Origin of the sequence: Bacillus sp. COPE52, assembly GCF_003355115.1 — a bacterium.
Taxonomy (GTDB): Bacteria; Bacillota; Bacilli; order Bacillales; family Bacillaceae_G; genus Bacillus_A; species Bacillus_A toyonensis.
In genome coordinates, this window is record NZ_CP031292.1 from 3,224,094 (window position 1) to 3,243,775 (window position 19,682).

The 19,682-nt window shown below is 36.5% G+C and carries 19 protein-coding genes and 1 riboswitch; of the genes, 6 read left to right on the plus strand and 13 right to left on the minus strand.

All coding sequences use genetic code 11. The annotated features are described in order from the left end of the window. Nucleotides 1-60: 60 nt before the first annotated feature. Nucleotides 61-963: an intracellular short-chain-length polyhydroxyalkanoate depolymerase gene (locus tag DPQ31_RS16200; protein WP_208730709.1), complete on the minus strand. Its 903-nt coding sequence runs from the start codon at nt 961-963 to the stop codon at nt 61-63. 189 nt (nt 964-1,152) lie between these two features. On the opposite strand from DPQ31_RS16200, the gene DPQ31_RS16205 reads away from it, so the two are divergent. The 3 genes from DPQ31_RS16205 to DPQ31_RS16215 all read left to right on the plus strand — a co-directional run bounded on the left by DPQ31_RS16205 (nt 1,153) and on the right by DPQ31_RS16215 (nt 4,143). Further along, complete coding sequence (locus DPQ31_RS16205; RefSeq protein ID WP_000343676.1) at nt 1,153-1,569, plus strand: MarR family winged helix-turn-helix transcriptional regulator; 417 nt, start codon at nt 1,153-1,155, stop codon at nt 1,567-1,569. A 15-nt stretch (nt 1,570-1,584) separates the two neighbouring features. Next, entirely contained in the window at nt 1,585-2,784 is a 1,200-nt protein-coding gene (locus DPQ31_RS16210) for an MFS transporter (protein WP_208730710.1), read from the plus strand. A gap of 99 nt (nt 2,785-2,883) precedes the next feature. Beyond that, a complete protein-coding gene (locus DPQ31_RS16215; protein ID WP_208730711.1) occupies nt 2,884-4,143 on the plus strand; it encodes a serine hydrolase domain-containing protein in 1,260 nt (419 codons plus the stop codon). A gap of 431 nt (nt 4,144-4,574) precedes the next feature. Here DPQ31_RS16215 and DPQ31_RS16220 read toward each other — a convergent pair whose 3' ends face one another. Continuing rightward, the gene (locus DPQ31_RS16220; RefSeq protein ID WP_208730712.1) at nt 4,575-5,804 is read right to left on the minus strand and encodes a serine hydrolase domain-containing protein; all 1,230 of its coding nucleotides are present in this window, start codon (nt 5,802-5,804) and stop codon (nt 4,575-4,577) included. Between the two features lie 322 nt (nt 5,805-6,126). Next, nucleotides 6,127-7,665: a thiol-activated cytolysin family protein gene (locus tag DPQ31_RS16225; RefSeq protein WP_208730713.1), complete on the minus strand. Its 1,539-nt coding sequence runs from the start codon at nt 7,663-7,665 to the stop codon at nt 6,127-6,129. A 448-nt stretch (nt 7,666-8,113) separates the two neighbouring features. Between DPQ31_RS16225 and DPQ31_RS16230 the strand changes: the two genes are divergently transcribed. Both DPQ31_RS16230 and DPQ31_RS16235 read left to right on the plus strand, forming a co-directional pair. Then, nucleotides 8,114-8,314: a glycosyltransferase gene (locus tag DPQ31_RS16230; protein WP_255253933.1), complete on the plus strand. Its 201-nt coding sequence runs from the start codon at nt 8,114-8,116 to the stop codon at nt 8,312-8,314. A gap of 596 nt (nt 8,315-8,910) precedes the next feature. Further along, a complete protein-coding gene (locus DPQ31_RS16235; protein WP_208730714.1) occupies nt 8,911-10,257 on the plus strand; it encodes a short-chain fatty acid transporter in 1,347 nt (448 codons plus the stop codon). A 186-nt stretch (nt 10,258-10,443) separates the two neighbouring features. On the opposite strand, the gene DPQ31_RS16240 is transcribed toward DPQ31_RS16235, so the two are convergent. From DPQ31_RS16240 to DPQ31_RS16255, 4 genes are all read right to left on the minus strand, one after another. After that, the gene (locus DPQ31_RS16240) at nt 10,444-10,806 is read right to left on the minus strand and encodes a group-specific protein (RefSeq protein ID WP_208730715.1); all 363 of its coding nucleotides are present in this window, start codon (nt 10,804-10,806) and stop codon (nt 10,444-10,446) included. Then, a complete protein-coding gene (locus DPQ31_RS16245) occupies nt 10,803-11,378 on the minus strand; it encodes an NAD(P)H-dependent oxidoreductase (protein ID WP_001101577.1) in 576 nt (191 codons plus the stop codon). The genes DPQ31_RS16240 and DPQ31_RS16245 overlap by 4 nt, the downstream gene beginning before the upstream one ends. Before the next feature lie 22 nt (nt 11,379-11,400). Then, nucleotides 11,401-11,790: an SWIM zinc finger family protein gene (locus tag DPQ31_RS16250; protein WP_000271514.1), complete on the minus strand. Its 390-nt coding sequence runs from the start codon at nt 11,788-11,790 to the stop codon at nt 11,401-11,403. A 262-nt stretch (nt 11,791-12,052) separates the two neighbouring features. Further along, nucleotides 12,053-12,373: a hypothetical protein gene (locus tag DPQ31_RS16255; protein WP_073990648.1), complete on the minus strand. Its 321-nt coding sequence runs from the start codon at nt 12,371-12,373 to the stop codon at nt 12,053-12,055. Between the two features lie 40 nt (nt 12,374-12,413). Beyond that, nucleotides 12,414-12,512, minus strand: a riboswitch (SAM riboswitch). Between the two features lie 122 nt (nt 12,513-12,634). Here DPQ31_RS16255 and DPQ31_RS16260 point away from each other — a divergent pair. Continuing rightward, nucleotides 12,635-12,826, plus strand: a complete 192-nt coding sequence (locus DPQ31_RS16260) for a hypothetical protein (RefSeq protein WP_000545000.1) — start codon at nt 12,635-12,637, stop codon at nt 12,824-12,826. Between the two features lie 33 nt (nt 12,827-12,859). Here the strand turns inward: DPQ31_RS16260 and DPQ31_RS16265 are convergent, their stop codons facing one another. The 6 genes from DPQ31_RS16265 to DPQ31_RS16290 all read right to left on the minus strand — a co-directional run bounded on the left by DPQ31_RS16265 (nt 12,860) and on the right by DPQ31_RS16290 (nt 19,596). Continuing rightward, the gene (locus DPQ31_RS16265) at nt 12,860-13,582 is read right to left on the minus strand and encodes a YwiC-like family protein (RefSeq protein ID WP_208730716.1); all 723 of its coding nucleotides are present in this window, start codon (nt 13,580-13,582) and stop codon (nt 12,860-12,862) included. Between the two features lie 184 nt (nt 13,583-13,766). Further along, a complete protein-coding gene (locus DPQ31_RS16270; protein WP_002093568.1) occupies nt 13,767-14,468 on the minus strand; it encodes an ECF transporter S component in 702 nt (233 codons plus the stop codon). Continuing rightward, a complete protein-coding gene (locus DPQ31_RS16275; RefSeq protein WP_208730717.1) occupies nt 14,441-16,102 on the minus strand; it encodes an ABC transporter ATP-binding protein in 1,662 nt (553 codons plus the stop codon). The genes DPQ31_RS16270 and DPQ31_RS16275 overlap by 28 nt, the downstream gene beginning before the upstream one ends. Continuing rightward, entirely contained in the window at nt 16,075-16,953 is an 879-nt protein-coding gene (locus tag DPQ31_RS16280) for an energy-coupling factor transporter transmembrane component T (RefSeq protein WP_087968969.1), read from the minus strand. The genes DPQ31_RS16275 and DPQ31_RS16280 overlap by 28 nt, the downstream gene beginning before the upstream one ends. Nucleotides 16,954-16,975: 22 nt before the next feature. After that, complete coding sequence (locus DPQ31_RS16285; protein WP_208730718.1) at nt 16,976-17,767, minus strand: DUF4430 domain-containing protein; 792 nt, start codon at nt 17,765-17,767, stop codon at nt 16,976-16,978. 56 nt (nt 17,768-17,823) lie between these two features. Beyond that, nucleotides 17,824-19,596 (minus strand): DUF4430 domain-containing protein, encoded by a 1,773-nt coding sequence (locus tag DPQ31_RS16290; protein ID WP_001241040.1) that lies wholly within the window; start codon nt 19,594-19,596, stop codon nt 17,824-17,826. Nucleotides 19,597-19,682 lie beyond the last annotated feature (86 nt).

Sequence of the window (19,682 nt, forward strand, 5' to 3'; positions counted from 1 at the left end):
AGTAATCTCCCCTTTTACCTACAAATGTTATAGTATATGCAATACTTTTGCTTTCGGGGACTATTTCTGTTCTAACCAATTCTCTACATGATTTATAAATACATCTAAACAATCAATAAACGGTGAGTGCCCACAATCTTCTAACACCTGCAACTTTGCATTTGGCAAATGTTTTGCTAATTCCTCACCGACTACTTGCGGTACGACGTAATCCCTGTCACCTTGTATGACGAGTGTAGGAGTTTTAATACGATGAATTTGTTTATTTCCCTCTACCACACCATTATGTTCATCCGAAATATTAAATGTGATGAGCGCATAATTCACATCTACGAAATTACGCTGCGTTAACATATCATCTAAATACTTCTCATAACGATCCGGTTCCGGTTGATTGTGTGTATATATTAATAGATTCCACACTGTACGATAATATAATTTATTCATATTTTTTATCGCATCTAGTACTGGAGCAATTTCTACGGGATCTTGCGCGATTTCTTCTTTCGTCTTTACTAAACTTGATACGATCGGTTCCCCGTTAATATCTTTTTTAAAGATTGGATAGCCTTTCATCCCTACTGATTCTACTAAAATTAACTTTTCTACAAAAGTTGGGTGATTCGCTGTAAATTGCATCGCAACACCACCGCCCATTGACCATCCCATTAACGAAAACTTCTCTAGCTTTAATTGATCGATAAATAATTTTACATCTTCTGCGAAGTCTTGTAATGAATCTATCGACTTATTATACGTCGATTGTCCGAATCCTCTTAAATCAAGAGCGTAAATATGGTATTGATTTTGCAACTTTTCGATAACTAAATCAAAGTGTTGTGACGATGTCATGTTCCCGTGAATGAGTACGAGAGTTTCTGTATTTCGCCTTCCAACTTCCTGATACGCAATCGTTTCTCCATTCGATAGTGAAACAAACTCCATTGTTGCAGGCTTAATCATCACAAGTTCCCCCATTCTTTTTAATAGAAAGAAAATTCTTTATATAATTAAAGAATAACATACAGAATATATGTTCTCAACATAAAACCTATGCGAAATTTTTACATAAAACAAAATGCCTATTACTAGACAACTATAATAAAAAAAGATATAGTTAGCTAGGTAACTAATTTGAAAGGATCAAAATATATGGACGAAAAACAACATTTTTTTCACATCGTCAGCCAGACTTCTCGAAAGTTTACGAAGAAATTTAATGAACGCGTATCTCCAACTGGGTTATTTAGTGCGCAGTGGGCTGTTATTTTTCGCATTAATCAAACCGGTTCTTGTACACAAACAGAATTATGCCAGTATTTAAATGTTGAATCACCAACGATGACTCGTACGTTAACACGTATGGAAACGATGGGCTGGATTATTCGTACAGAAGGAAAAGATCGCCGTGAGAAGCTTATTTCTTTATCCGAAACAGCTATAAAAATGATTCCAGTATGGCAAGAAGAAGTGGATACTTTCGAAGAAAAGACGCTAGATGGTATTAACGAAGATGACTTACATCAAGCATTTCAAGTGTTACAACAAATTATTAAAAACTTAGATTAAATTGGAGGGATGACGATGCAAAGTGAAGAACTTTGGACCAAGGATTTCCTCGGAACTTGTTTTAGTAGTCTATTTCTCTTTTTAACATTCTATATGCTTATGACTACTTTACCTGTCTATGTAATAGACGGCCTAAAAGGAAGACCTGAGGAAATTGGTTTAGTTGCAACTGTTTTTCTTATTTCTTCTGTTTTATGTAGACCATTTACAGGAAAATGGCTCGATGACTTAGGAAGAAAGAAAATATTATTTATTTCACTTTCATTATTTTTAGCCGCTACTGTTATGTATTTCGGTGCGCAAAGTTTATTTTTATTACTTGCCCTTCGCTTCTTACATGGTATTGGCTTTGGGATGGCGACGACAGCAACTGGTACGATTGTAACTGATGTTGCGCCAGCTCATAGACGAGGCGAAGCACTTGCTTATTTCGGCGTATTTATGAGTCTGCCGATGGTAATTGGTCCTTTTTTAGGTTTAACAATTATTTCTCATTTTTCGTTTACTGTACTATTTATCGTTTGTTCCGTATTTTCATTACTTGCATTTTTATTAGGATTACTTGTAAATATTCCACATGAAGCACCAGTGAAAAAACAAAAACGAGAAAAAATGAAGTGGAAAGATTTAATTGAACCATCTTCTATTCCAATCGCTCTGACAGGATTTGTTTTAGCCTTTTCTTATAGTGGTATTTTATCCTTTATTCCTATATATGCGAAAGAGCTCGGTTTAGCCGATATTGCAAGTTATTTCTTCATTGTATACGCACTTGTTGTTGTAATTTCTCGTCCATTTACAGGAAAGATTTTTGACCGCTACGGCGAAAACGTACTTGTTTATCCAGCTATTATTATTTTCACAATTGGGATGTTCGCATTAAGTCAAGCGCAAACTCCATTTTGGTTCCTAAGCGCAGGTGTATTAATCGGTTTAGGTTATGGAACATTAATTCCAAGTTTCCAAACGATTGCAATTTCTGCGGCGCCAAATCATCGACGTGGTTCTGCGACAGCTACGTACTTCTCATTCTTTGATAGTGGTATTGGCTTTGGTTCTTTCATTTTAGGTATCGTCGCAGCGAAATCAAGTTATCATAATATGTATTTTATCGCAGCTATTATCGTTGCGTTCACTTTACTTCTATATTATGGATTACACGGTCGAAAACAAAAATTCAAGAAACAACGTACAGACGGACAAATTTCCGCTTAACGTTAATAAGGAAAGTAAACTTCCCCGTTTACTTTCCTTATTTTGTATTTCTTTTAAGACGAGCGTATACTTATAGTAGCAAATAAAGGAGGGACCTATATGAAACTAAAAAAATCTCCCCTACTCTTACTTATACTAACATGCATATTTGTAATTACAGGGCTTGGTTTTACATACTTCAAACATAATAAAACAACCCCATCAAAAAATAACGTGACAAAGGAGAATTGGTTAGATGATCCTTACTTACGTTGGTCGTACACACATATGAAAGAATTCACTTTAATTAATGAAGTCAAAAACAATCCCGACCAAGTGGCTCACTTCCCTACTGCGTTACAAAAATTAGATGCTTTTGCTGTGGAGCGTGGATTTGGAACTACGACTCCTTTAAGAAAACTTTTAGACGATAACAAAACAGATGCTTTTGTCGTTGTACATAATGGGCAACTTGTATATGAACGATATTTCAATGGATATAACGAGAGTGAACCGCATGGTATGGCTTCATTAGCAAAGGTCTTTACTGGGGCAATGATACAATCTCTCGCTGAAGAAAATCGTATCGATTTAGAGAAAACAGCTGACACTTATATAAAAGAATTAAACAATACACCGTTCGGTAAAGCTACACTCCAGCAATTAATGGACATGCAAGTTTCTGTAGAGTACCCTACTCATGGATATGAACATCCAGCGTTAGAAAATCAAGATGCACAACTATATTTAGCGAGCAATATTTTACCCCGAGGTAAAAACTACGACGGTCCGATGAAAATTTATGATATGTTACGAGAAGCAGAAGAAACTGCACCGCCTGGTTCCGGTTTTTCTTACGATAACGGATCAGCGGAAACACTCGCTTGGGTTATTCGAACTATCACTGGTAAATCATTAGCTGAAAATGTTAGCGAACGAATATGGTCTCAAATTGGTATGGAAGAAAATGCGTATTACGTTACAGACGAAACAAAAGTAGAACAAGCAAGCGCTGGTTTAAATGCAACTGCTAGAGATATGGCAAGATTCGGTCAACTACTATTAAATAACGGGGAATATAACGGAAAACAAATCATCCCTTCCTCCATTACAGAAAGTGTGGAAAATGTACAAGAAGGTGAACTCGCAATTGGCAATGGCGCTTCTATTTCTTATCATAATCAATGGTGGATTCCACACAATGAACAAGGTGCTTTCGAAGTGTTAGGCAGTTACGGACAAACACTTTATATCGACCCGAAAGCAAATATGGTAATCGTCCACTTCTCTTCTAATGCTACACCTAGTAATGAAATACATTCGGTTTATTCCAATATGTATGTTGATATTGCCCATCATTTGGAGAAGCTTTCACAGTAGTGGAAGCAGGATTTTAATCCTTGCATGAATGACTATTTGATTAATCAATCGATATGTTGTGCTGAAACGTCAATATAGTAAAAAAGGATCTCTCTTAATATAGAGAGATCCTTTTTTTACTTCTTCTTCTTTTCTGTCGGTTGGCTTTGTTTAGCGAAATTAGATGAATCATCAAAATTTGGTTGCTTTTTACCAGTATTATTACTTCTACCTTTTCCCATATGTAATGCACCTCCCTCCTCCTTACTATTCCCAATAAAAAAATCCTCTTGCATCCAAGAGGATTTTTTGTTGTGCTATTACTAATAATGCTCAACTGTTACCGCAGTACTTCCAACACCGTCCTATCATAACTTTTAACCATGGTGTTGATCGTGGCCATCAGGCCTATGATTATCTATCCGTCTTGGCGTTTTCCTTTAAACGATACCCTAATCTTCGATCGCTTGGTAGGCCGTGGTCCAGAAGTCTTGGATAAGATGCGATGGGGCTGGAGTGGACATCCCAACCTGTGTGAACAGAATTCCAATAAACTGTTTATCTGGATCAGCGTAAGCTGAAGTGCCGGTTCCGCCATCCCAGCCGAATTGACCGATAGACGCGTAGTCTCCAAGATAGGTACGCACCGCCATCCCAAAGCCCCAGCCACCTTGGATCCCTTGTCCGAACGACAAATGGATGTTATTTTTGGCCAAATCGTCTCGGTATACTTGTTGTTCAGGAGTAAGACGGTTGGTGGTCATCAGCTGGACTGCGGGCCTAGACAGGATCCGTTTAGTACCGTACATCCCTTTATTCAAAAGCATCTGCAAATACGCGTGATAATCATCGACGGTTCCAAGCAGTCCTCCACCGCCTGCTTGGAATGCTGGAGGTTTGCTGTAACGTCCGCCCACACCTTCATCCCACACGACGAATTCACCTGTCTGCGGATCGGGGTTGAAGGCTGGTGGAAGCCGGTCAATCTTGAGCTGAGGTACGTAGAATCCAGTGTCCTTCATTCCTAGCGGATCGAATATGCGTTCGCGCAAGAACGACCCGAACGTCTGACCCGTGACCCTGGCAACAAGAACGCCGATTACTTCTAAACTGATATGATACTGCCACCGCTCTCCGGGCTGATAGCTTAGCGGAAGTGCACCTAGGCGACGCATAAACTCATCTGGATCGGGCATATCCTGCCCTGGCGTGTCGAATATCCCACTCTCGAAGAACGCGTTCATGATGGGAGAACCCATCAACGTGAGATCCACTCCGAGCCCGAATGTGGAGGTCAACAAGTCTCGTACAGTGATAGGACGCCGTGCTGGGACGGTCTCTTCTAACGGGCCATCGGGCTGTTTCAACACTTGCCGGTCGGCGAGTTCCGGTAGCCATTTGTCTACTGGGTCGTCTAAATGCAGTTTGCACTCATCGAGCAAAACCATTACTGGTGAAACTGCGATTGGCTTGCTAGTGGACGCCAATCGAAAAATCGTGTCCCGACGCATTGGTGCACCGCCATCATGCCTCATTGTTCCAAGCGCTTCGACGTGCGTCTCGCCGTTTCGGCTGACTAAGGCGACGAGCCCAGGAATCTTTCCAGAATCGACATGCCGCGCCAATACATTGCGCATTTTGCGCAATCCTGTTTCAGAAAAGCCCTTATTGTTTTGTCCCATTTTGTTCTCCTTTAGTTTAGATTGAGATTTCTAATACATATTGACAATCAATTATTAGTTCTTCAAATAGAAAAATTCCCCTTTTTAATAATTTCGACAAAATGCATTTATATACATGGAGGCACCATGCATCACTATCAACCTAAGATAGGCTACATTTATGGGGATTTAATAATGGAGAATGCAATCATTAAAAACATTGATACATCCATTTAAAAATATGATTACAAGATTTGCGAATTGATTATGATACATCTAAAAACACCGATATACTTTCAAACAAGTAAAAAAGCGCCCTGTACACAGGGCGCTTTGCTCCAACCTAATGACTAATATTAGCAGTTGGGTATAATGTCGTTCCTCCAATTGAAACCTTTATTTCATTTGTTAATGGAACATTTTGTTCATTAATAATTGTTCTCCACCATTCCCATGCAAGACCTGTACATTCTCTCGCTACGACTTTTACATTTTTTGAATTCGGTGGAAGTGGTATAACTGTAGAGAAGTGAGCAGTTTTATCTCTGCCGCTTCCTTCCCAAGTTTTATGTGTTAGTACTTCTTTCCCATTTTGATCATATGAGAATTCATCCCAAGATACATCAAATTGAGCAACATATGCACCGTAATGATCAAGCGTCATTTTCGCACTTGAATATTCTGTAGTTGTAGTCTCAACATAATCTGTATTGTTATGAACAGCAGCAGTTGCATTATCTTTTAAGAAAGTGCTCGTATATGATATTGGGTATGCTGGATTTTTTTTACTTAACTCTGCATTATCTTTAATGATATTTCGGATTTCATTAAAATCTTTTGTAACAACCTTGTTATGCTCTTTTGCATCTCCGCCTAATACTACAGCGGTAAAGGTACTTTCTTCAAAAATATCTTTGTACTGTCCACTCGTTTCGACGCTGTTATTTTTAAGTAACGCTTTAAAAGCAGCTTGTACATCTTTGCTCTTAGATGTTGTTTCTAATTTCACATAAATGGTTCTGCCATAGGCTACATTTGACACCATAACAGGCGGAGCCGCATTACTTATCCCTTTACGAGTTAACTCACCGAAAGTAACACTATTATCAAAAAGATCAGATGGATTGTTAGGTAGTTCAGCACTTACGGTATAAAATATTTGCTTATATGCCGCAACCATCACTTTTTTCTCTCCATTTGCAACGGCATTAAAGTCAATGTTTAGACTGTTATCAAGATATTTAGCGTTGACATTAAGAGCACTTGCGATTTGTGATTTACTATATACCATAGATTCTGTATACTGCATTCTTGCAGGTAACGAATGTGTTGATGCATACTTCTCATTCCAAGTAGATACTAAATCATCTACTGCTCCAGACACATTACCATATGTCGGATTTTGGACAGATATCGTATTTTCTTTTCTCATTCCAGGTAAGTCTATACTAATATTTATAGGTTTTCTCTTAGCCACTAATAAACTAGGTTGATTATCGGCAAAAGCTTTATTTGCAAGTTGTACTGCTCCTGGATACGTACGATTAGCTACAGAATCAATAATCGAAATATCGACCGGTGACGTTGTAAGTGATTTTTTTTCACGCTCAACTACTACAAATTTACCATTTGAATTGATACTTTCTTTCGGAACAAAACTCTCTACTTTATCACCATTTACTGCTAAAATATCTCTACTATCATACTTTAAATTTGCTATACCATTATTAATGTCACTAGCATTTTTTGTTGCATCAGTTGCATTACCTGTTTGCGTTTCCGCGAAAGAAATAGATGAATAATGAATAGTGCATAAACTAACTAATACACATGCTAGGAATTTTATTTTTTTATTACTTTTCTTAATTTTCAGAAAAATCACCTCGTTCTTTTTTTATATTAAATATGATAATGATTGCTAATTAATAAACTTACATAAATGCTTTTAAAAGTTCTTGAACTAACGGAATTACCCCACCTAAAAATTTCAAAACTGCCATTGCGATTTCCATATTACTTCCTCCTCTTTGTTGTATTAAAGATGTGTTGAATATTTATGTCTTCATTATAATAAGCTTTTACATTTGCATCAATTCATTTTTATATGCAATATTACATATTGGAGGAAAAACATTTTTTTGCTAGATTGATGATGGAATAGAACCATATGCCCATCACCCTGAGCTTTTGGTGTCCCCCACAACGATAAAAACAAATCACTTCATGTGACACTTAAATCCAACGTTAAGATTAGTGCACAATTTAATAGAACTTGGAGATAATAGTGTCTAGTATTCAGCAAATGATTTTGAAACAAACAGGCGCACAATATTAGCCATTGTGGGATAAACAGCATAAGTGAATCACTTTATTTTGAAGTTCTTCTAGTTATGCTCCCTTTAATAAATGATCAGCATACAATCGCTGAACGAGTACACGAACTTGGCGCAGGGTTTATGTTACATATTCAGCAATTATCGGCCGAGGATTTAAAACATGCCGTCAATGAGGTGTTGCAGAACCCTTTTTAACTAAGGTACTAGTCTGACAAATTCATCTATAAATTTCATAATCAAAGCATAAATGATAAGACTTATAGGTAATACATTTACAACTAAAGCGAAAATTCTTTTACTTAATTTCTCTGTGCTGAACATTGAAAGAATGCTTACAGGTACACTAAATATAGAAAGATAGAATGTGAGTAATACTAACATTCTTATCATATAATTCCCACTATCGTCTACACTACTTAATAAATTGGTAAGATAATAATCGTAGCAATCGCTATCAAAGAGGATATTTTAGTAAATACATTCAAATTTCTCCTTACCAATCCTTTCACCTCTCTTTTATATTCATTACAATGCTCCTATAAGTTCATTCATTTTTTTACAGGTAGAAATAAGCATTTGCTCCATTCGTTCCTCTTATATTAAAAGGCATGTAGTACTCCCCTCTTAAAAATATTTCAAATCAAAATGAAAAAACGTTTTGAAATATAAATTAAATCTATCAATCCATTACAACAAAAATCTATAAATATCAGAATTTTCTTTTTATTAAAGGTTATCCTCCAAACAACCTCGAACATTGTAAGAAACATACATAAGGAGGTTGATCTATTTTGTTTCGTTCCTTTACAAATGGTTGCGTCGCCTTAGTGCAACGTTTCTTGCCAGAACCGTTTATTTTATCATGTTTATTAACTGTTTTTGTTATCTTCTTCGGCATGTTTGCAACTCACCAAACACCGGTCGAAATGATTAATCATTGGGGTAATGGCATTTGGGGACTTCTCGCCTTTTCTATGCAAATGGCACTAGTACTTGTCACTGGATCTGCTTTAGCGAACGCTCCTCTTATTAAAAAGGGGTTAACGAAAGCTGCCAGGCTACCGAAAACGAATGGCCAAGGTATTATTGCCATTTCAATTGTAAGTTTACTTGGTGCATACATAAACTGGGGATTTGGTATTGTTGTATCTGTTTTATATGCAAAAGAAGTTGCAAGACAACTTGAAGGATTAGATTACAGATTAGCAATTGCTTCTTCTTACTCTGGATTTCTCATTTGGCATGCGGGTCTTTCCGCTTCTATCCCTCTTACGTTAGCTACGGGCGGTGAAACGTTAATTAAAACGACAGCTGGAAGTATTAAAGAAGCGATTCCAATAACAGAAACGTTATTCTCACCATACGCTCTCGTTCCAGTTATTATCTTTCTCATTACGATGCCACTCATTAACAGGGCAATGCATCCCGATGAAAAACATACGGTAACAGTAGATCCTAGCTTATTTCATGAAGAAGCTGCTGCTATAGAAGTAGAGCCAAAAACACTCGCTGAAAAAATGGAAAATAGCATCATTATTACACTTTGCGTTGGGTTATTAGGTCTCATTTATATTTTCAATTACTTTTATACGAAAGGTTTTAACCTTACACTCGATATCGTTATTTTTATGTTATTAATTGCTGGTCTTATTTTTCACCGGACTCCGATTCAATATATTCGTGCTTTTTCAGACTCTACAAAAAGTGCTTCTGGCATTCTACTTCAGTTTCCGTTTTACGCAGGAATTATGGGTATGATGATTGGAGTAAATAGTGAAGGTCTTTCTCTTGGAGGAGCTATTTCTAATTTCTTTATTAGTATTTCAAACGAAACGACTTTCCCGCTCTTTACTTTTTTAAGTGCTGGCATCGTTAATATTTTTGTTCCATCTGGTGGCGGTCAATGGGCTGTACAGGCACCCATTATGATTCCAGCTGGTGCTGAACTTGGTGTACCTGCTGCAAAAACAGCAATAGCAATTGCGTGGGGCGATGCTTGGACGAATTTAATTCAACCTTTCTGGGCATTACCAGCGTTAGCGATAGCTGGTTTAGGTGCTCGTGATATTATGGGATTTTGCGTTGTGAACTTACTATATGCAGGATTTATCATTAGTTTATGCTTCTTATTTATTTAAACGAAAAGCTAGTTTTATACTAGCTTTTTTACATAATAAATCATTTACCCCGCATTAACAGGCAGTAAACTCCCACCCATACACCCATACCAGCTAGAGCAAAGCGGTTAGGTGGGAAATCAACTGCCTGTAAATGCCCGATTGGTGAAGGCTAATAATCAGTGGGAAGAACAAAACCCCCACTGATTAAAGTTTCACTTTATTTCCCACGCAATTTATAATCATCTTCCACTCTATCTCCGTAAGGTTTAATGCCTCAAATGCAAAAAAATCTTTACATATCTTTTCAATCAGATATGGATTTTCCCTCAAGAAATTCCACTGTAACGCTTTAGGGAGAAAATACGTTTCATACTCTTTACTTCCTCTTACTACCTCATCGACTTCTCTTTCACAAATCCCTCTTATTAAATAATCATTTCTTAATTGGATCTTCATTTGTTGAAACGTTTCACTATATTTCTTCAATTGGATTAAGCAATTAATATAGGTACGAAAAAGTTCGTTATCATACTGACAACAATTTATAATACGAGCAATTTCATTCATAATGTACGAGCCTTTTCTTCTATTTGTAATAACCACTTTTCCCGCTTCTCTCGTTTACTCGTTTTCACAGATTGAAAAACAGATCGTTTTATATCGCGAATGCCGCAAAAACGTAAAACACCTCTCTTCATCATAATCCAATCTGCTGATCGATATAATAGGGCGACGTACCATAACGGTGAATCTAACGTATTAATTACCCACGCCTTCTTTCCTTTCAATAAGCCCTTCGGCAAGGCACCTTCATATTTATAAGCAAATCCAGCTACGAAAATGCGATCAATAAACCCTTTTAAAATAGCAGGCATCCCCCACCACCATATCGGATATATGAATAAAAGAGTATCTGCTTCTGCCACTAACGTTCTGTACCAAGCTGTTTCTTCTTCATTTACTAAATCACGCCTTTTCTTCTCTTCATTAAATACGAGCACCGGATCAAATTGTTCCTTATATAAATCAAGTACTGTAACAGAATGATTTGTCCCCTGTAGTCCTTTTTGCACATGCTCTAAAATCGCCTCATTAAAACTGGAAGGATTAGGATGAGCGTATATAATTAATACGTTCATTACAAAACAACTCCCTCTATAGTTAAAGTTTCCCCTTCTTTAACATCTTCTCTACAATTTGTACGTTTTTCGAACTTTGTAATAAACGGTTTAATACGGTAAGTAACTCTTCCTTGTCTAAATCTTTCAGTTTCTCTTTCACCGTACGCTCACCAGCACCTTGAATATCATAAACAACTGCCGCCATATGCTTGCAAAGATTCTCATAAGGACACTCGCAGCTACTTTCTGTAAAATCTTCAAGATCAATAATCACTTCATAATTTCCTGCATTTCCAGTAACGAAAGCAATTACTTTCTTGTCTTGTATTTCAACATCTTCTACATGTCCATCTTCATAATATTCATATCCCTTATCTATAATGTACTTTGGGATCCATTTCGTTATATCTTTTAATAAGTAAGCGTACATATTTGCACCTCTTCCTTTAATTCCCTTTTGACTTTAAAAAACCTGCATGTTATTCTAATAACTGTCAAGTAGCGAGTCTACGTGACAAAACGACTGACACCTATTCGGCGGAGGTGTCTCTTTTCATTTGCAGCCGATATGAATTGCCTCTTTCAGGCACATTCAATTTTTGACACTACACACTCAACACCATTCCCTGTATCAGGCTGCATTAGCAGTCTTTTACTCTACATACTTCGCTATTTCAAGAAAAAAAGAGAGACTAGCTCCCTTTTCTCGCCTTATAAAATACCCCTTTTTCAGTATAGAGATATTCATCATCAGCTAATGTAATTTTCCCATCCAGTTTGAGTTCATCTAATAGTCTTGATAAATAAAATTGATGTAACATTTTTTTCGTGAATTTTCCTTCATGATGCGAAACGATATGTTCTTGAATATCTAACAATGATATTGGCTTATCTTGCTCTATCATATATTCATAAACTGTACTACGCAGTTTTACGTATTTTTCGAGTGTCACAGTAATCCGCAACCCCTTTCTTCTTAATATAAATTTTCGTAATCGGTTTTTTTGCAACAAAAAAACCTCTCCGATAAGAAGAAGTTACGTATATATCTTCGTCTTATCTCCCAGAACAAATATGTTCTGCTGGAATTAGCACCTGCATCGCGGTTGCTGGGTTTCATCGGGCCAGTCCCTCCACCTCTCTGGATAAGAAAATATTCACTTAAATCTTACTATACGTAATTTCATTTCAATTGTCAAACAAATACAACAAATTATATTTTCTTTCTTCCTGTTCATACTATACATATATGAATATGCAAGGAGGATTATGAAATGCACGAAAATGCTCGCGGATATGTACAAGATTCTTTTCAATCATTACAAGAAGCAAAACATTGTTTAGAAGAAGCATTACAGACTGTCGAAAAAGATTTTAATCGTGCTCGTATTGAGCAATCTCTTTATGCGATCGAACAAGCTATTCAACGCTGCGATTACACGGTTCACATTTTAGAACAAGATTGAAAAAAACTTCCCATCATAAGGTGGGAAGTTTTTTCAAATGGCATACTTCATAATTATTGCCGTTATGATTAAAAAATATACAGAATTAACAATTTCTAAAATCCCTACTTTTATGATAGAAATTTTTTTGCCATACAACATAATTGCTCGAATGACACTTGGTATAAAAATAAGAGAGCACCATGGATTGATAGCAAATACGATGACCGTTAACACGATATGATACCCCCAAGATATAAAACGATACTTCGGATTATTCTTCTCACGAATCATCGTTTTCACATAAAACGTACTTCCTAAAAAATATAAAAATGAAATAAGCGCAATAAATAATGCTGTTTTATCTATAAGTTTCATTGAAAAATAATAACTAACTAAACCACCTATACAGAAAACGATGATTGCGCAAATGTCATTTAACAGTGCTCTTTCATTCTTTTGACGAGCGTAATACATATTTACTATAAATAATGGAATCATTGCTGCTACGAATAAAAGAACTCGCCATTCATATAATAGAGAAATCATCCCAAATACGAACGCAATAATAAAATATACAATTGCTGCATGTAAAAACTCTTTTTTTCGTTTTTGTTTTATGTACATGAGAAATGGATACGTAGCTAAATAGATACAGAACCAAGCTAAAAACAATGGAATATGATAAAAAGTAGGTTTCCCAAGTATGACACTTAATAGAAATGGGATAACAAGCATAGCCCATGCACCATGTTGCTTCGGAATAACTAACTTCATTAACTATACACCTCCCTCTTGAAAAAAGTTCTCACCTACTATTATACAAATAATTTTATATACTAACGGATGTATATTGGATCTATTTTTTGACAATAAAAAATGCTCCTTACAATATGTAAGAAGCATGAAAGAGGCAAACGAATATGTAAGTCGCGACCCTACCTTATATAAGTATGCTTTTCTATGTCATGTTATGCTCATCTAATATACCGTATTTCTTTTTAAACCTTGTGAGAATCGTAATCCATGAAGTACTAAATAGTAGTAGGAAAATAACATTTGAAATCGCATGACTTAAGTCAAAGTAAAAACTCGCGACATAGTACGCAATGACGGTCTCCCACGTTGCTTCTCGTATAAAACCGAGAAGTCCCCAGAAGTTCATAATCCAACCAAATAAAAATCCAACAATTAATCCGTATAGGAGTCTTCCCCAGAGCTTTTTCATGAAAAATGTATTACGTAATAGTCCAGCTATAAAACCAATCATACCCCACGAAAACATTTGCCACGGCGTCCACGGACCTTGTCCTAAAAAAATGTTCGATACGATAGCCGCTGTTGCCCCGATCATAAAACCAGTTTCACTCCCAAACACGATTGCAGAAACGATAATGACAAAAGAAGTTGGTTGTACACTCGGTAAAATAGAAAATGGTACACGGCTAACCGCAGCAATTGCTGCTAACACGGCAACGAGAACAATTTCACGTGAAACAAACGCCTTCCTTTCAAAACGGATATAGAAAGGTAACATAATAACAGCTAATAAAAACAAACTACTTACCATGTAATAGCCGTCCATGAGGAGTGTAGTAAAGAGTAATGTGCCTATTATAAACGCAAAAATACATATTATGAATGCAATATATCGTTTGGACACGCTTCGTACACATCCTCCCACGTTAATGCATATGGCAATTCTTTTCGAATGAATCGATTAATAGATGTTGTATAAAAGAAGTTACCGCTAAAAAATTCTTTCGGTGCATCATTCATAATGACTGTTCCATCAAATAACATCATGCACTGATCAACATATTTCGCTGCGAACTCAATATCATGCGTTGCCATTACAATGGTTGTACCTTCTTTTTTTAATTTCCTAAATAGCTCCCCTACTCTTTCTTTCTTCCATGGGTCTAACCCCTTTGTCGGTTCATCAAGTAGTAATAGCGTTGGTTTTGATAATAACGTTGTACATAATGCAAGTAGTTGTTGCTCTCCCCCGCTACAATCATGTGGATGGCGCTCTTTAAGCGAATGTAACCAAAACTGTTTCAACATATCTTCTGCTATTTCTTTTCCTTGTTCTCCATATAATTCACGAGCACGTTCATAAACTTCTTGCCACACTGTATCAAATGTAAAATGATAATACGGATGCTGTGATACATACCCGATCCTTTTAAATCGTTCTTTCGAATCAATTTTATGTATCACTTTACCATGCCACTTTACTTTCCCTCTTCTCGCTTTTTGTAATCCTGCTAAAATCGTTAACAGTGTAGACTTCCCAGTACCATTTTTCCCAACGAGCGCTACCCATTTTCCTTTTTCAATCGCAACTGTTAAATCTCGTAAAATAAGCGGACTATTTTTTTCATATTGAAAAGAAATATGTTCTGCACTTAACATTACTTCTTGTTTTTCACGTTGTACCATCTGCTCATTCACATATGATATCGCTGAAAAGTCATTCATTTTCATTTGTGCTTCTCGCACTGTAAACGGAATATCTCTCGCATTCCATTCTAAAAACAACCTTGGAATTTGCGGAATAAATGGACGGAAGTTTTCTACTTTCCACATTTTCGCTATAACTGTTTTAGGACTACCATCATAAACAATTCGGCCGTTATCCATACAAACAACGCGTGTTGCAAGTGGTATCACTTCATCTAAACGATGTTCACTTAAAATAATCGTAATTCCAAGTTCTTCATTAATACGTTTTAACAATCCTAAAAACTCTTTCGCAGCAATTGGATCTAATTGCGCTGTCGGTTCATCTAATAATAATAGTTTCGGCTGCATAACTAATACCGCAGCTAAATTGACAAGTTGTTTTTGCCCACCAGATAACGTATGAACAGATTGATGCAATAAATCTTGAAATCCTAAGAAGCTAATGAGCTCGGCTATTCGTTTTTGAATAATATGTGATGGTAATCCGATATTTTCTAAAGAAAATGCTAATTCTTGAATCACTGTATCCATTACGAGCTGATTTTCTGGGTTTTGAAATACCATCCCAATTTCTTGCGCAGATAATAAATCAGGTACTTCCTCTAATAATACATCTTCATAAAACAGCTCTCCCGAACGCGTGCCAATTGGAAGTAACTCCTTTTTAAAATGTTTTAATAATGTCGTCTTCCCAGATCCGGATCCTCCAGCTAGCGCTATAAACTCTCCTTTTTGAATAGAAAGAGAAATATGCTGTAACGCTTTTTCATTTTCATCAGCATATACAAATGATAAATTGTTTATTTCTGCATGCGCCACCATATCCATTCCCTTCCTTCCATTATGATTGGTAAACTAATAAACAGCGTAAATGCTACAAACATCATTCCATCGTATTGCTGGAATAGAATAGATTCGACTTTCGGATAAATGATCAATTTTCCCCCGCCATACTTACTACATATGATAGCAGTTATAAATAAAATCATTAAATAACTGAGCGTATACCAATCACGTTTTTCCATTCTATACCGAATATACGTCGTACGTTTCGTTACACCAAATCCACGAGCTTGCATAGAATCTGCCGTTTGAAGTGCATCTTCTAACGAGCAAATTAATAATACTTGCAGTAACTGCATGCCATTTTTCACTCGTTCAACAATTGAACCTGAATCTACCTGCACACCTTTTGTCTTTTGGACGAGTGTTATTTTCTGTAATCGTCTAATAAACAAAGGCACAAATCTCACTGTAATCATCGTTAACAATGCAACTTTCGGTGAAATTCTCGAAAACAAATATAAAAATTTATGACTTGAAATAATATCATTATACGAAGCAAACGTAAACATAATCGCAACTAGTAATAACCCCATTACTAGTCCAAACATAATTGCCTCCAGCTTAATACGGCTATCACCTAACCAAAATAACGTAGTTCGACCTCTATGCGTTAATAACGAATTAAATAAAATTACCATAAAAAAGAATACGATTGTGCTCGGTAACATCTTTCTTATCTTTTCGCTATTCCCTTGCATCACATTTAATATAACGATTAGTAAAATTGCTCCAATTAAAAAAAGAGGATGAAGACACATCATACATAGTATCATCACCCCAATATAATAGAAAAAATTCACAAAAGGATGTAAAGAAGAAAAACTTATTTTCATAGTCCTTTACCGAATGCCTTTCTTATTTTAATACATATACCCACTCAATTGTATCTCCTGGTTTTACTGTAACTACACCAGCACTACGGTTCGGAAATGCACCATTCACACGATATTTCCATCCACTAGTATCAGCAATATCTTTTTCATATAAATCATTAATACCTTTTACATAAATGCTATCTTTTGATCCACTTGCATCAACATCTAATCCTGTACGCTGCAACACTTTATAAACAGTATCGCCTTCTTGTACATCAACCTTTGTCGCACCTAATAAGTATCCTTCATGTCCTTTTACGGAGATAGTAACTTGTTTTACCTGTGGTTTAGGTACCGGTACTGGATCTGGTTTTGGTGGTACAGGAGTTGGTACGGGCGGAGTCGGTATCGTTTTATTCTCTTTATTCGGATCTACCTTTTGCTCCTGCTTTGGTGTTTCTTTCGGCTGATTGACAACCTTTGCTTCTTCTTTTACTTCCTGTGCTTTCGGTTGCTGTTGTTTCTCTTCGTTTGCTTTTTGTTGTTCTGGTTGTTTAGTAGCAGATTGCTCCTGAGGTTTCTCTTCTTTCTTTACTTCAGGTTGTTCCTGCGGCTTTTCCTCTTTCGGCTTCTCTGCTACTTTTTGTTCTTGTTTCTGTTCCGGCTCAGCTTGTTTCTCTTCCGGTTTCACTTCTTCTTTCGGTTCTTCTTGTTTTGCTACCTCTTCTTGCTTTGGCTCTGCTTTCTTCTCCGGCTTTACAGCCGCCTCTTCACATCCGGCAAGTAGCCCGAGTGAAAGCATTAAAGAAATGAACCACTTCATCTTACTCATGTTCTCTCTCACCTTTCATATAAAAATTAGGAGCAAATCATTGCTCCTAATTTTTGTTAAGCTGCTTTACGTCTCCATAATACATATGCAGAAGCAATACATAATACACCCATACCTACTTCTGTTGCTGTACTATGAGAAGATGCTCCTGTTTTCGGTAGCATGTTTTCATTTTTAACTGGTTTATTATCTACAACAACTTTTACATCTTCATCTTTTGTTTCTTGTTGTATTTGTTTTTGTTCTTTCGGTTCTTCAGTAATTTCTTTTTCTATTACCTTATTTTCTGGCTCTTCAATCGGTTTCGGCTTAATTACTTCATCATCGCCTACATTAGACCAGTCATAAATAGACTTTCCGATTTCTTTAAATTGAACTAACGCTAAAAGAGCTTGCTCTGTAGCCATTCCGTTACCATTTTGATCACTTGGTAACCATTTAAATTCACCATTTGGAAGTTGATATGACAGCAGACTTTGCACTGCCTTATGAAGACGATTTTGATCTACATCTTTAACAAGTGATAATCCAATAATTGCTTGCGCAGTACTATTAGAATTTTCTTGTCCATCAGCAGAAAAACCACCATTTTTTAGCTGTTCGTTATATAAATACGCAACAGCTTTTTGTACAGCTGGTTTCACATCTGATCGATCTTGATAAGGTGCTAACGCGGATAAAACCATACCTGTTACATCGACGCTACTAGCACTATCTTTACTACCTGAACTAGTATAAGTCCAGCCACCATCTGTATGTTGCGTGTTTAAAATTGCATCTACTAAAGCAACTCGATTCCACTTTGCTTCGACTGGAATCTCATATTTATTCGTATCAAAGGCAAGTAACGCAAATGTATAACCTGTAACAGAATTTACTTTATCAGATTCATACAATTTTTGAACTAAGTTATGTCCGCCTACCTTTTTAGGATCTGCACTCATTGCATTCATCATAATAATCGTTCTAGCTAAATCTGTTGCTGAAAAACGATTTATACGCTTTTCCACTTTTTCTGTTACTGCCTTAACATAATTTAATTGCGCCTCAATTGGTACATTCTTTCCAGAACGAGAAAGCCCTAGAGCTACCCAATCACTCTCTATTCCATCTTGTAACATCTTTTCAGACGTTTTAGAAATTGCTTCGTTTACTTGCGCTGCTGGAACTTGAATGTTCTCTTGCTTGGGTTGTTCTGGTGTTTTTGTTCCATCTGGATTTTCCTGTTTTGGATCATCTGTTTTTGGCTCTTCTGGTTTCTCTTGTTTTGGATCATCCGTCTTTGGTTCTTCTGGTTTCTCTTGTTTTGGATCATCCGTCTTTGGTTCTTCTGGTTTTTCTTGTTTTGGATCATCTGTTTTTGGTTCTTCTACCGTTTTACAAGTACCAAATTTATCTAATGTTTGTTGTAATGTTTCTTGACTCATATTGCTCCAGTCTGAAACAAAACGGAAAACAACAACATCTCCAGATTTTAATTTATAACTATCCGCTCCAACTTCTGCAGATTTATCATTTACATCATACAGCCAACCACTTGTAGCCCCGGCCATTAGCCCATCAATGCCTTTTACATACGTTCCAAACGACATCGTTTCAGCTTCTACTTTGTCCCCCATGACTTTTTGCAGCAAACTTAAAGCTGTTTCCCCATCTTTAATTTGCTCTTCTTTCGGACATAACATAATGCCATTTTGTGATTCACCAACAATTGCAAGTTTTGCTGTATTTCCTTCAGCAAACGTAATATGTACTGTATTCGCAAAAGAAACAAATACAAGTATAACTGCCATTAACGACGTAAGCAGCCATTTTTTCAACATTGCCATCCCAAAATTTCCTCCCTTACTACTATTCACACAAAAAAAGACCCTTCAAGGGCGTGCAATTGACACTCTTTTTTATAAGTGTCGAA

Coding starts and splice junctions, on each gene's coding strand:
- DPQ31_RS16200 (WP_208730709.1), bottom strand. CDS start 963: ATGATTAAGCCTGCAACAATGGAGTTTGTTTCACTATCGAATGGAGAA.
- DPQ31_RS16205 (WP_000343676.1), top strand. CDS start 1,153: ATGGACGAAAAACAACATTTTTTTCACATCGTCAGCCAGACTTCTCGA.
- DPQ31_RS16210 (WP_208730710.1), top strand. CDS start 1,585: ATGCAAAGTGAAGAACTTTGGACCAAGGATTTCCTCGGAACTTGTTTT.
- DPQ31_RS16215 (WP_208730711.1), top strand. CDS start 2,884: ATGAAACTAAAAAAATCTCCCCTACTCTTACTTATACTAACATGCATA.
- DPQ31_RS16220 (WP_208730712.1), bottom strand. CDS start 5,804: ATGGGACAAAACAATAAGGGCTTTTCTGAAACAGGATTGCGCAAAATG.
- DPQ31_RS16240 (WP_208730715.1), bottom strand. CDS start 10,806: ATGAATGAAATTGCTCGTATTATAAATTGTTGTCAGTATGATAACGAA.
- DPQ31_RS16245 (WP_001101577.1), bottom strand. CDS start 11,378: ATGAACGTATTAATTATATACGCTCATCCTAATCCTTCCAGTTTTAAT.
- DPQ31_RS16250 (WP_000271514.1), bottom strand. CDS start 11,790: ATGTACGCTTACTTATTAAAAGATATAACGAAATGGATCCCAAAGTAC.
- DPQ31_RS16260 (WP_000545000.1), top strand. CDS start 12,635: ATGCACGAAAATGCTCGCGGATATGTACAAGATTCTTTTCAATCATTA.
- DPQ31_RS16265 (WP_208730716.1), bottom strand. CDS start 13,582: ATGAAGTTAGTTATTCCGAAGCAACATGGTGCATGGGCTATGCTTGTT.
- DPQ31_RS16275 (WP_208730717.1), bottom strand. CDS start 16,102: ATGGATATGGTGGCGCATGCAGAAATAAACAATTTATCATTTGTATAT.
- DPQ31_RS16280 (WP_087968969.1), bottom strand. CDS start 16,953: ATGAAAATAAGTTTTTCTTCTTTACATCCTTTTGTGAATTTTTTCTAT.
- DPQ31_RS16285 (WP_208730718.1), bottom strand. CDS start 17,767: ATGAGTAAGATGAAGTGGTTCATTTCTTTAATGCTTTCACTCGGGCTA.
- DPQ31_RS16290 (WP_001241040.1), bottom strand. CDS start 19,596: ATGGCAATGTTGAAAAAATGGCTGCTTACGTCGTTAATGGCAGTTATA.